14 protein-coding genes are annotated in these 12,331 nt (G+C 48.8%); 7 read left to right on the top strand and 7 right to left on the bottom strand.

All coding sequences use genetic code 11. The features are described from left to right. A complete protein-coding gene (locus CYPRO_RS16325) occupies nucleotides 1–672 on the bottom strand; it encodes an acyltransferase (RefSeq protein ID WP_114985628.1) in 672 nt (223 codons plus the stop codon). Between the two features lie 47 nt (nucleotides 673–719). Further along, nucleotides 720–1,658 (bottom strand): Gfo/Idh/MocA family protein, encoded by a 939-nt coding sequence (locus CYPRO_RS16330; protein WP_114985629.1) that lies wholly within the window; start codon nucleotides 1,656–1,658, stop codon nucleotides 720–722. A 47-nt stretch (nucleotides 1,659–1,705) separates the two neighbouring features. Between CYPRO_RS16330 and CYPRO_RS16465 the strand changes: the two genes are divergently transcribed. The 4 genes from CYPRO_RS16465 (at nucleotide 1,706) to CYPRO_RS16345 (ending at nucleotide 3,962) form a co-directional block, all read left to right on the top strand. Continuing rightward, a complete protein-coding gene (locus CYPRO_RS16465; protein ID WP_124245650.1) occupies nucleotides 1,706–1,969 on the top strand; it encodes a hypothetical protein in 264 nt (87 codons plus the stop codon). A gap of 31 nt (nucleotides 1,970–2,000) precedes the next feature. After that, nucleotides 2,001–2,702, top strand: coding sequence for a metallophosphoesterase family protein (locus tag CYPRO_RS16335; RefSeq protein ID WP_114985630.1), 702 nt, complete (start codon nucleotides 2,001–2,003; stop codon nucleotides 2,700–2,702). A gap of 5 nt (nucleotides 2,703–2,707) precedes the next feature. Further along, entirely contained in the window at nucleotides 2,708–3,244 is a 537-nt protein-coding gene (locus CYPRO_RS16340; RefSeq protein ID WP_124245651.1) for a hypothetical protein, read from the top strand. A gap of 142 nt (nucleotides 3,245–3,386) precedes the next feature. Next, the gene (locus tag CYPRO_RS16345) at nucleotides 3,387–3,962 is read left to right on the top strand and encodes a sigma-70 family RNA polymerase sigma factor (RefSeq protein ID WP_114985632.1); all 576 of its coding nucleotides are present in this window, start codon (nucleotides 3,387–3,389) and stop codon (nucleotides 3,960–3,962) included. Between the two features lie 75 nt (nucleotides 3,963–4,037). On the opposite strand, the gene CYPRO_RS16350 is transcribed toward CYPRO_RS16345, so the two are convergent. The 4 genes from CYPRO_RS16350 to eno all read right to left on the bottom strand — a co-directional run bounded on the left by CYPRO_RS16350 (nucleotide 4,038) and on the right by eno (nucleotide 8,616). Continuing rightward, nucleotides 4,038–5,357: an ATP-binding protein gene (locus tag CYPRO_RS16350; RefSeq protein WP_114985633.1), complete on the bottom strand. Its 1,320-nt coding sequence runs from the start codon at nucleotides 5,355–5,357 to the stop codon at nucleotides 4,038–4,040. 63 nt (nucleotides 5,358–5,420) lie between these two features. Continuing rightward, the gene (recF, locus tag CYPRO_RS16355; protein ID WP_114985634.1) at nucleotides 5,421–6,617 is read right to left on the bottom strand and encodes a DNA replication/repair protein RecF; all 1,197 of its coding nucleotides are present in this window, start codon (nucleotides 6,615–6,617) and stop codon (nucleotides 5,421–5,423) included. Nucleotides 6,618–6,670: 53 nt separating this feature from the next. Then, nucleotides 6,671–6,955 (bottom strand): RNA recognition motif domain-containing protein, encoded by a 285-nt coding sequence (locus CYPRO_RS16360; protein WP_114985635.1) that lies wholly within the window; start codon nucleotides 6,953–6,955, stop codon nucleotides 6,671–6,673. Nucleotides 6,956–7,329: 374 nt separating this feature from the next. Next, complete coding sequence (gene eno / locus CYPRO_RS16365) at nucleotides 7,330–8,616, bottom strand: phosphopyruvate hydratase (RefSeq protein ID WP_114985636.1); 1,287 nt, start codon at nucleotides 8,614–8,616, stop codon at nucleotides 7,330–7,332. A 445-nt stretch (nucleotides 8,617–9,061) separates the two neighbouring features. Here eno and CYPRO_RS16370 point away from each other — a divergent pair, with 445 nt between their 5' ends. Next, on the top strand, nucleotides 9,062–9,742 hold the full coding sequence (locus tag CYPRO_RS16370) for an HAD family hydrolase (RefSeq protein WP_114985637.1): 681 nt from the start codon (nucleotides 9,062–9,064) through the stop codon (nucleotides 9,740–9,742). A 118-nt stretch (nucleotides 9,743–9,860) separates the two neighbouring features. Here CYPRO_RS16370 and CYPRO_RS16375 read toward each other — a convergent pair whose 3' ends face one another. Then, nucleotides 9,861–10,694 carry a hypothetical protein gene (locus tag CYPRO_RS16375; RefSeq protein ID WP_114985638.1) on the bottom strand — a complete coding sequence of 278 codons (834 nt, stop codon included), beginning with the start codon at nucleotides 10,692–10,694 and terminating at the stop codon, nucleotides 9,861–9,863. Between the two features lie 287 nt (nucleotides 10,695–10,981). On the opposite strand from CYPRO_RS16375, the gene CYPRO_RS16380 reads away from it, so the two are divergent. Together CYPRO_RS16380 and prmC are read left to right on the top strand one after the other, a co-directional pair. Beyond that, nucleotides 10,982–11,380 (top strand): hypothetical protein, encoded by a 399-nt coding sequence (locus CYPRO_RS16380; protein WP_114985639.1) that lies wholly within the window; start codon nucleotides 10,982–10,984, stop codon nucleotides 11,378–11,380. Continuing rightward, nucleotides 11,373–12,254: a peptide chain release factor N(5)-glutamine methyltransferase gene (prmC, locus tag CYPRO_RS16385; RefSeq protein WP_114985640.1), complete on the top strand. Its 882-nt coding sequence runs from the start codon at nucleotides 11,373–11,375 to the stop codon at nucleotides 12,252–12,254. Before CYPRO_RS16380 ends, prmC begins: the two co-directional genes overlap by 8 nt. Nucleotides 12,255–12,331 lie beyond the last annotated feature (77 nt).

The following is a 12,331-nucleotide window of genomic DNA, read 5'->3' on the forward strand; positions in this document are numbered from 1 at the left end:
TTACAGATTATCGGTACTGCGGTAGCTCAGCCGGCCGGTCTGAAGCTCCGCAGGCAGGGGCGCATCTTCGCTGAGGCTGAGGCACCTCACGCTGCCATCGGACTGCATGGCGTATTCGAAACCGGACTCAGGACAGGTGGCCTTGTCGCCGGGCTTATCCAGGCTGAGCTTGTGGCCATGCCGGCTCATCCATCCGCGGAGGCGGGCGGGGTTGCCGGTCATCAGCGCATAATCGGGTACGCTGCGGGTCACAACAGCTCCGGCTGCCACGAAACAGTAGCGCCCGAGGGTGATCCCGCAAACAATGGTCGCATTCGCCCCAACGGTTGCCCCGCGCCGGATTAGCGTGCGCTCATACCCGTCCCTGCGGTTAACCTGCGAGCGCGGATTGGTCACATTGGTGAGCACGCAGCTCGGCCCCAGAAAGACATCATCTTCCAGCTCAACCCCTGCATAAACCGATACATTGTTCTGGATTTTAACGCTGTTGCCGATGGTAACCCCGTTGGCAACATTCACATTCTGACCGAACACACAGTTGGTCCCAATCGTGGTCTCCGACTGAATGTGACAAAAATGCCAGATTTTAGTACCCGCCCCGATACGGCAGGGGGCATCGACCCAGGCACTTTCGTGAATCATTACATCGTCAATTTTGGTAATACGGCGCATGCGGAAAGGAGTAGGGACGTTTTTAGGTGGTTAGGAAAGATTCTGGCTCAGCTCAGAAAGGGGCTTTTTTCGCCTTTTTCGCTAAGGGGTGCGGTACGGATGTGATGGGCCAGCTCAATGCTCGGGCGGGCTTCATTTAAACCGAACCCGCGACCCGTCAGGGTTTCTTCATATACCCGCGTGTGCAAATCAGTAAAGCCGCCGCTAAACTCAAGCTCTTTTCCGTCAATGGTAATCGAACGGAAAGTGGGCTGTCCCTTTTCAGCGGCCGAAGGCGGCAGGTCATTGCGGTCGAGCGAGAGGTACCAGCTCACATCTGCATCTTCCAACTCCAAATAACCGCCCATACGGTTGGGCTCACGCAGGTGAACGTGCGACTGACGCGGCCTTCCAAAGAACCACATCAGCATATCAAAAAAATGAATCCCGATATTGGTTCCGATTCCGCCGGATTTGGAAATATCCCCTTTCCAGGAGTAATGGTACCACAGTCCGCGGGAGGTGATGTAGCTCAGCCGAACCGATGGTCTTTTGCGGGGCGGGTTATGAAGAAGCTCCTTCTTCAGGGCAATCAGAGAAGGATGTACGCGCAGCTGCAAAATATTAAAAACCTTCTTTTCGTACTCGCGCTCCATTTCTTCCAGCGCGTCGAGGTTCCAGGGATTCAGCACCAGCGGCTTTTCGCACAGCGCGTCTGCACCAATACGGAGCGCGTGCCGGATATGCGCATCATGCAAATAATTGGGAGAACAAATACTTACGAGATCAATTTTATCCGGATGCCCCGCAAACCTGAGTTTTTCGGCATGCCGGTCGTACCGTTCGAACTGCGTAAAAAAAGAAGCCCCGGGAAAGTAGCGATCCAGGATACCGACAGAATCGTGAACATCAACAGCGGCAACAAGCCGGTTTCCGGTATCATATATGGCCTGAAGGTGACGGGGAGCAATGTAGCCGGCTACGCCTGTTAAGGCGAAATTTTTCATAAATATGTGTATTTTATTGTGTATATACTTTTCTCACGCAATGCTATTTGGCACATCAAGATACGATTTACCCAACAAAGCGGCCTGATGTTCTTGCAGGGCTTATGTCGCTGTATTTTATCAGACCGTTTCTGCAAAAGGACAGGATTATTTGTAATTTGCTCATTGTCGCAATTTGCTTCAAATATTGCCCGCTGCAGGGCAAATCAGCTCGTTATTGGATTTCAGATTACGGACTTTTTCCTGCATTTCTGCAAGACTTTGGTTTATCGTTACAAAGCGGGCGTCCGGAGCCGCAGGAGCATTTTTGATTAGACTACCCGATTTATTTCAATTATATACATGCTATTAGCTGTTATTTCAGATTTACACGCAAACCTTCAGGCAACAGAAGCCACGCTTGAGGAACTTGACCGCATTGGCCCTGATCGGGTGATTTGCTTAGGAGATTTAATTGGGTATGGCCCAAACCCTGAAGAGGTTGTTAACCTGATTCGGGAGCGCGGGTATGAAACCGTGAAAGGAAATCATGACGCCGTTGTTAATGGAGCGATGTCGTTCAAATTTTTTAGGGAACCGAATCAGACCCTCCTGAAAAAATCTGTAGAAATGCTGTCCCCGGAAAACAAATCATGGCTTGGCGGACTTCCGATGACGATTGAGTCGGACAACTGGATTGCAGCACACGCACACCCGCTTGAACCTGGTAAATGGGGATATCTTGACAGCGTACTGAAGTGCCATGAGTTGCTGCGTCAGGTTTCACACGATATTGTTTTCGTTGGCCATACCCATATTGGCGGTATCGTGGCCAACGAGTTTGGTGTATTCGGACTAAAGGAAGGATACAAGTATGTGATAAACCCGGGCAGCGTTGGACAATCGCGCGACAAAGATTACCGGGCCTCTTTTCTGACGATTGACTTGAGTGCGAATACGCATGAATTTATTAGGGTGAAATATGACATCAAAGAAACGCTGAAAGCTTATGACCGGCTGGGCATCAAATCTTCGCATGCCCGTTTTCTCATGCAGCTCAGATGAACCCTATGCCCGAAATGAATGCTGAGCATCACCCCACAGAAAAGCGTATCTGGCGGTTCAGCTACATCAGGGTGCTAGTTTTCATATTGATTATAACAGGCTACATTTTTGCACTCAGGCCCGGAAGAGCACTCATCACCGAACATATTGTATATCCCGTTGCGGCCGAGTATGCAAGTGCCGAAGCCGGGAGATTTCATTTGCCGGAATCCACAAAATCCGTCACCTTTACGCTTTACGAGCGCGTAGATGAGAGCTGGGCCGAACGGATTTACAGCACACCGTGGGGATTTTACTTCATTCTGCCGCTACTGTTCTTTTGCTTCATTGCACACTACAAACCCTACCTTTTCGTTCACGTCTTATTTCAGATGATTTTTGGGATAGTTGCAATACTATCTTACCTTTGGGGTATAAGCTTAACAGACGTTATGATGCATGTATATCGCATGGTAACCTATTACCTTACGCCAGGGGCTTCTTTCATTATTATTTTTGCCGCTGTATTCCAGCAATCTTTTATGCAGAGCAGGAAAACCTGAATCCTGGCTTTTGTTTTAAAGTCAGACGCCTGCCTTCTTTAAAAAGAGTCCAAATTAATATTCTTGTTTTGGTTTCTCTTTTTGTATTTTAGAATATTATTTAATTATAAAACGGGCTTTCAACCCGGATTTCACAGATCATATGGCCAACCTAACAAGTGCTGAAATTCAAAAGCAGCAGGATTTCAATGAGGAGATGCTTCCTCATCTCGATGCTATTTATAATTTCGCGCTGCGACTTACAGCCGATCCCAATGATGCCGAAGACCTCGTACAGGACACTATTGTAAAGGCATTTCGTTTTTTTAGCAGCTATGAAAAGGGTACCAACGCAAAGGCATGGCTTTTCCGGATTCTGAAAAACTCATACATCAACAATTACCGGAAGAAGTCGAAACAACCGCATCAGGTAGATTACTCCGAAGTTTCACAATACTACGAGAGTGTGCGCAGCGAACAGTCCGAAACGACTGACCTCGAAGATCTGATGTACCGGGAAATGATGGATGATGATGTCACAACAGCCCTTACCGAACTCCCGGAAGATTTCCGCACCGTTGTTTTGTTGTGTGATGTTGAAGGTTTCACCTATGAAGAAATTGCCAACATGCTGGATGTCCCCATCGGAACCATTCGCTCCAGACTACACCGGGGCAGAAACCTGCTTCGCGTCAGACTTATGGATTATGCGGAAAAACGCGGTTTCAATCAGGACTAATCAATCAGCACTTTTTTTTTCTGATATCAACTTAAAGCCCCGATCCGGGGCTTTTTTTGTTTTATCGTATTTGCGTTACAGCTCAAGAATTGAATATTCTGTTTTCACAGGAAGTTCAATCCGGAAGCGCGTACCGCTGCCCGGGTTCGAAGTTGCGATATAAATTTTGCCTTCGTGATAGTCTTCAATAATGCGTCTTGCGAGGCTCAGCCCCAGCCCCCAGCCGCGCTTTTTGGTACTGAAACCGGGACTAAAAACTTCTTTATGCAGTTTTCTTTCAATGCCTTTTCCGGTGTCTTCCACGTCTATGTGCAAAATGCCGCTGTTTGCCACTGAGGTCACGCTTACGTAGCCTTCATCTGTAGCGTCGAACGCATTTTTTATGAGGTTCTCCAATGCCCAGGAGAACAGCTGCTCGTTCAGATCTACCTTGGCCTGCATTTCGATATCTTTTTTGAAATCAATTTTACCGCCCAGCTGCGGCAGCCGCCTGCTCATGTAGCTGCAAACATGGCTGATAACCGGTCCTGCGCGCATTACCTTTAGCTCAGGCTCCGAGCCGATTTTATTAAAACGTTCTGCGATCGTCTGCAGCCGGTCTACATCGTTTTCGAGTTCATGGATAACGGACAGCATGTACTCATTATCGGAGGCGCTTTCTTTGAGGAGCTCAATCCAGCCCATCAGGCTTGATATGGGAGTTCCCAGCTGATGTGCAGATTCCCTGGCCATACCGACCCAAAGCTTGCTTTGTTCGTTACGTTTTATGCTGTTGAGGCTGGCATATCCCAGGCCCAGAAAAAGTGCTAACAACCCAAATTGTATGTAGGGAAAAAAGCGCAACGTGCTTACCAGTGCGCTGTTGCCGTAATACAGCATCTGCATTTCCTGTGATTCTCCTTCCCCTACCAGAAAAATGATGGGCTCATTTACACCGGCGTACCGGTCAATAAGCCCTTCATCGAGTTCGCTGTCGCGAATGTTACGGTGATGGACAATCCGACCGTCCTGATCAACAACGACTGACGGTATCTCAAATAAATTATTGATGATCACTTCGTTTGCAACAAAATCAAGTCCGGCATTGCTCAGTTCTGATTCCACACGGCTTAGGACGCTGTTCCAGCGGTTTTTCAGTTCCTGCCCGATGAGCGGGTGTGCATCAAGCTCCTGCTGCATCCGCTGCAGCTGCATTCTCGACTGCTGATACTGCTCCACCGAAATGTAGGCCGAAGCTTTGGCCCAGAGTTCGGTGCTTGCCCGTTCGTTGTCGCGTATTTGGCCGATCAGGTATTGCGTGTACACAAAAGAAGCAATGGCCAGAAGCAATAACAGGCTGATAACAAATGCTTTAACCCGAAAACTTGTGGTGGAAGTGGCTGACTGTAGGTTCATGAGGTTTGCAAACTTAATTGAAGCGGTCCGAAAGCACGCATCTTCCGGCGTATGGTTTCGGGCTTATTCATCCGGCAAATGTACATCATCATCATCATCAGAAGCATCAGACTCAGGCTGTGGCTGTGATATATGGATGAGGGGGCCTTCTGTGACGGTAAAATGCCGGTTTTGGGCTGTATCAAACGGAATAAGGCCTTCAAATGGTGCCTGATTGGCAGCCGTAATAAAGGCCTGCCCTTTATGCGCATTCAGCATGTCTGCCAGAATGCTAACCTTTGCGGGGTCAAGGTCACCAAAAACATCATCCAGCAAAAATACTGGCAGGTCATCGAGTACATCGCTGAAATACGCGAGCTGTGCCATTTTGAGGGCAAGGGCAAAAAGCCGGTGCTGACCCTGCGAGCCGAACTTGCGAAGCTCCATCTCATCAAGATAGAGAATGAGGTCGTCCCGGTGAGGTCCGGATAAGGTCATCTGACGCTCCGTTTCTTTTTCGAGATTTTCGTCTATCAGTCCGGCAAAAATATCGGCAATTTCATCTTCCGAAGCCTCTTCAGGCAAATTCGCAATGGTTTTATACCGGAAGGATGGTTTCAGGCCTATACCGGAAATCCGGGCGTAGCTTTCTTCCAGGAATTCGGAAAAGCGTGCAAGCACGGTGCGGCGGCGGGCAATAATTTTAGCGCCCGCTTTAGCGAGCTGCTGATTCCAGGGTTCGAGCTGAATCTGCAGCATATCGGGCCTGATCCCCCGCATGGAGAGGAGGCGGTTGCGCTGCCTGATGATTCGGCGGTACTCGAGGAGGTCCGTAAGATAGGAGCGGTAAACCTGACTAATCATCGCATCCAGAAACGAGCGGCGCTCAGCCGGGCCTTCGTTGGTGAGGCGTTTGTCATCGGGCGAAAGCACGACAACCGGCACCAGACCGATAAGGTCAGAAAGCCGCTCGAGCGGGCTGTCGTTTACCAGAAACTTTTTGCCGTCGCCACGGGTGTAGGTACACGTAACCCGAAAGGAAGCGCGAATACTGCCGCTTAACCGGGCTTCAATAAAAAAGCCGGAGCTGCCCTGCTTTACGACATACATGTCGGAAGCGGTGGCAAAACTCCGGCTCATACACAAATAGTGAATCGCGTCAATGAGATTGGTTTTCCCCATGCCATTTCGCCCGGTTATCAGGTTAATGCCCGGCGCAAAATCTACCTTGCTGTCTTCATGATTGCGGAAGTTCTGCAGCGTAATGCTGTTAACGATCATGCTCTTTGATGGCTGTAGGCAGGGATGGATTGAATGGGGAAAAAGTACCGCACTCAGTCAGAATCAGAATCTGAAACTGACTCTGAATCAGAATCACTTTTCGGACGGGCTTCATTTACTACAATGGCCCGGTCCATAAACATGGTGTTGTTGAGTTTTTCGATGGCTATGAGGGCTTTTTCGTCATCTTCCAGATCCACAAAACCAAACCCTTTGGAGCGGCCGGTTTTTCGTTCTTTGATGATGACGGCGTTTTTTACGTCGCCAAAATAACCAAATAAGGTTTCAAGGTCTTTTTCAGTTGCGTCCCAGGAGAGGTTTCCTACATAAATGTTCATGTTTATTGCTCATTTCTACAAATTTGGGATGGCTTGCCGGTGTGCAGGCCAACATGCAATGGACTCCAAAGCATTCATCGCACCCTATATGTCCGGCGCGGTTTTTTTGTGAGCCGTTTAAGCATTGGTGCGGGTGTTTTTTTGCCTGCCCGGCAAAGTGAATAAAAAAGGCTGCAAGCGTGCAAATTGCAGCTGTGCAGCCTTTAAAATCAGGCGTTTAAGCCGGCAGCTTTGTGTAGCTGACCAGCCGGATCTGAATACGGGTACCGGCACAGAACGCTATTTCCGTGGATGATAATCCCGCGGAAGTTTCAGTTCTGTGCGGCCGCAAATACATTCAAACCCGTTTGTGTGGCAACGACCAGGTACTTGTCTTAGAATCCAAATACTTCATGGCCGAGGAAAATCGCCTGCGAACCAAGCTGCTCTTCAATGCGAATCAGCTGATTGTACTTGGCGATACGATCTGTACGGCTCATAGAACCGGTCTTGATCTGTCCGGCATTGGTTGCAACTGCAAGATCAGCAATCGTCGTATCTTCCGTTTCGCCGGAGCGGTGACTGATAACAGCGGTGTAGCTGTTCTTATGCGCCATTTCGATAGCGTCAAGGGTTTCCGTGAGCGTACCGATCTGGTTTACTTTAATCAGGATGGAGTTGGCAACGCCGAGCTCAATACCTTTGGCCAGAATTTCAGTGTTGGTTACGAAAAGGTCGTCACCCACAAGCTGAACTTTGTCGCCGATGGCATCCGTGAGTTTCTTCCAGCCTTCCCAATCCGACTCATCCATACCATCTTCAATGGAAATAATCGGGTATTTGCTGCACCAGCCAGCCCAGTACTCGGCAAGGTCGTCAGAGCTCATCTTCTGACCACTGCTCCACTTCAGTTCATACAGACCTGTTTCTTTGTTATAGAACTCGGAAGCTGCGGGATCAAGCGCGATCAGCATGTCATCCTGCGGTTTGTAACCGGCGTTTTCGATGGCTTTGAGAATCACCTCAATCGCCTCTTCATTCGATTTGAGATTTGGTGCAAAACCACCTTCATCCCCTACAGCGGTATTGTATCCTTTGGAAGACAATACTTTTTTAAGGTGATGAAACACCTCGCTGCCCATTCGTACGGCCTCGCTCAGGCTTGACGCACCGGCAGGCATAATCATGAATTCCTGGAAGTCCACATTGTTATCCGCATGTGAACCACCGTTGATGATATTCATCATCGGAAGGGGCAGAACTTTGGCATTCACCCCACCAACATAGCGCCAGAAAGGAATTTCCAGGTATCCGGCTGCGGCATCAGCAACAGCAAGGGATACTCCAAGCAATGCGTTGGCACCCAGCTTGGATTTGTTGTCGGTTCCGTCGAGCTCGAGTAAGAGTTCGTCGAGTTCAACCTGATTCAGCACGTTCTCGCCGATCAGTTCATCTGCAATAATGTCGTTTACATTTTCGACCGCTTTTGTTACACCCTTTCCGTGGTAACGGTCCTTATCGCCGTCTCTGAGCTCAACAGCTTCGAGCTCGCCGGTTGAAGCACCTGATGGTACCGCCGCGCGACCCAAAACACCATTTTCAAGAATTACATCTACTTCTACAGTAGGATTGCCTCTTGAATCAAAAATCTGTCGGGCTACAATGTCTTCAATAATCGCCATAGCTATTCGGTATTATTTTTTAGAATGATGGTTTCACAGTTTCAGCTCTCAGCCTGATAATCCGGCAGGATTTGAAGTCTCCCTGTTGAAAGCAACCGCTGCAAAGACCTAAAATAAATTGAGTTGACTTAATTACTTAAATCTCTGCAATATACCATTTTCCGATTGAAATTAGTAACCCATAATCTAATATGGCTATTTGTTTTTACTTTTTTGCGAATCCTGTAAATGTGAAACATCCGGCTTAAATGCTTGTTATTTCGAATCAATTTAAAGGTCCATCACACAATAAAAACATCACCTTATTCTTATGCTGCCCATTTTCATCAGCGCACCAAGCTGCCGTTTCCCGTAAAATTCAAACTATCCCGTCTCTTAGCGGGTTTAGAAATCTATGACGCCCCAAAAGTGCTGTATCACCTGAATCAATCACCAATAAAGCGATATGAGACCTGTTTTTATTTTATTTGATATTGACGGAACCCTTGTGAAGGTACGTCAGGGATTTATGCCCCGCCTCATCGATGTGCTTCTGCGAAAGCTGGGCCGTGACACCATAGAGGTCGGCTCGACCTCCTACGCGGGGCGCACCGACCGGGATATTTTCACCAAACTTCTCAAAGCCAACGGAATATGCACGAGTAATTTTGAAGCACTCCGGAAAACGTACGTTGAAACCCTTGACGAAATGCTCAGTCCGGCTGACCTCGATACCATACCCGGTGCTGCAGAAGCTGCCGAGTGGTGTTATGAAAACAGTAGCGCCTCAGGCCTTCTTACCGGCAACTTCCGCGAAGCGGCCTTCACCAAGCTTCACCGGGCCGGACTCGACCGGTACTTTGAAACAGGCGCATTTGGCGGAGATCACTATGAGCGCAACGCACTTCCGGAAGTGGCCTGGCAGATCGGACGTCAGCTGATCGGAGATAACCTTCAGCCTGAAGATATGGTCATCATCGGAGATACGCCGCGGGATGTGGCTTGTGCCAAGCACTTTGGCTGCAAAAGTGTAGCCGTTACAACAGGCCCGTTCACCCGGGAAGAGCTCAGAAAACATCAGCCGGATTTGATTCTGGACAGTCTCGCTGCCCCGCAGGAATGGCTCGGAGCACTGTTCAATGACTAAATGGTACGTATTGCTTCATAACGCAATTCAGTAAAAGCACATCGACGAAGCGCCTTTAATTTTCATTTTGAGCCTGAATTATTCATAAGAAAATGTAGCTGCGTGCAAAGCGTTCGGCTTACCACATACCACCGAACATCAGGGTGATGGTTGGTGTCAGAAAAAATTTCTGGGGGGGAAAGCCGGTTCCCCGCTCAATCTCAAGCCCTGTCGGCCCTTCAACAAGACGATTGGGTTCCATAATCTGAATGCCGGATGGAAAATAATGCCCCATCACGCCAAACTCGAGAGCCGTCAGGGTATTAAAGGTTTGCCCGAATTCAACAGCGAGCGCAAATTTACCCGACCAGCCGGTCTGCCAGCTGCCGTCGCTCCATCCCTGAAAAACATCGTAAATGCGGCTGCTTGGCAGCTGAACCTGTGCAGGCTCTCCGCTTTCCAAAATCAGATCTTCGAAGTACGGATACACAAAAGAGAAGCTCGCGCCCAGCATACCGGTAGCATAGAAGCGAAAATTATCCTCGATATAGTTTGCCAGCATGCGCTGCCGAACACCGGTCATGATCGGAAAATTAAACACCCGGTTAAATTTGTTCGGGATGATTTGCTGACCAAACCAGGTGACAAAAGCCTGTTCACGGGAGTCATTCAGGGTGCCAAAACCGGCTTCACTAACCCACTGCGTGTGCGGGCCGATCACATAGCGGTACTGCCCGGAAACCGAAAATCCGTGATTGGTAATGTTCAGGTTAAACGTAGCGCCCTGACGCAGATCAAAATCGAGCGGACTCACTGAAGTTGAAGCGGGCCGTATTTCAGGCTCTATGCTTTGGCGGGCTTCCGCCTGATCAGCGAAAGCGATAGCGATAGCGATAGCAAAAACTGCGATCAGCACTCTCAAAAAAGAAAAGCGGGACAGCGCCGGTATTGAAAGCCCAAAATTCGGTTGCATAAGTTAAAAATAGGGTTTTGAATTGAGTTCTATTTTCTTTATATCGTGGTTCAATTTTTTTTGTGATGTTCAGGCATACCATTTACTACCTGATAAACACGCTTCAACTTAAAAATACCTGCATCAGAACTCTTAAGCTAATGGAAACAACGCGTGCAGCATTCCGCAAGCCAGCGGCATGCCCGAAATTACCGGGGATGAGCTTGCCGCCTACCAATGTCTTTCTTATACACGCTGACGCAGCTCACAGTTCTGAAAAACCGAAACGCACACCCTAAAATTAAGGTATGGATTCAGTAAGAAAATTTTTGATTTACGGCCCCGCGGATACGCTTAACCTATTTGCGGAACACCTGTCGGAAAAAACGAAACCTCAGTATGCCTTCAATCACCATGTGACTGAAACCGGCGATAGTATTTGTGTTTTCATTTATGAAGAACACCGTAAGCTGATTAACTCAAGTACAACGGTTACCGTTTTGATTCGCAAGCTGAGCGATAAAATTGAAATTGATTTTGTTGTGACCGGTGGAAGGATGGGCTTCCGCGGCAGCGCAGCTTCTTCAGATAACATCGAACCCCTTGTGCAGGACGTCGTTTACGGACTCATCGTAGAGTTCAGCGTTCGTTTTGGACTCACCATTCAGGAAACAAAACCCGCCGAAGAAAACGACGCGAATGCCTGATAAAGCGGCGGTGCCAAAAGTATGGACCGTGCTCAGCATGCTCGACTGGGCAACGGCTTATTTTGAAGGTAAAGGTATCAATCAGCCCCGCCTGAGCATTGAATGGCTCCTTGCCGACACACTGGGCTGTAAACGGCTCGATCTTTACCTGCAATTCGACCGGCTATTACACACCAAAGAATTATCGGCTCTTAAACCCGCCCTCCTCAGGAGAGCTGCCCATGAACCGCTTCAGTACATTACCGGAAAAACGGATTTCTACGGGCTGGAAATGAAAGTGGGGCCGGATGTGCTCATTCCCCGGCCCGAAACCGAGCAACTCGTTGAACTGATATGCAATGATATCTCCGACAGACAGAACCTGCGTGTACTTGACATCGGGACCGGCAGCGGCTGTATTGCCATTGCGCTTAAAACCGAACGGCCCGACTTCAGCCTTGCGGCAGCCGATATAAGTGAGCGGGCACTCGCCATTGCCATGAAAAATGCAGCAACGCACGATTGTGAGATTGACTTTTTCCGGCACGACCTCTTCCAGCCAAGGCTGCCTGATGACCGGACTTCTTTTGATGTGATTGTTTCAAACCCGCCCTACATCCCTCTGTCTGAAAAGCAACGCATCGACGCTGAAGTATCCAAATTTGAACCTGCGGAAGCCCTGTTTCATCAGGATGTCAGAAGTGTGTATGGCGCACTCGGGCGCCTTGCACAAGCCAACCTGCGGGCCGGTGGCGTGCTGTATGTTGAGATACACGAAGAAATGGGAGAAGAAATCAGCAAGGCCGTCGCCGAACACGGTTTTTCAGTAGCATTAAAACCCGATTACGCCGGAAAAAGCCGCATGCTCGTTTGCAGCCAACAATCCAATTCGTAATGTGGATAACTTGTGTGTAACTTTTTTTGAGCCAAACCTACCAGTCAATTTGAGTGGGCAAACCTGCGCTATCAGCA

It is taken from the genome of Cyclonatronum proteinivorum, from assembly GCF_003353065.1.
Classification (GTDB): domain Bacteria; phylum Bacteroidota; class Rhodothermia; order Balneolales; family Cyclonatronaceae; genus Cyclonatronum; species Cyclonatronum proteinivorum.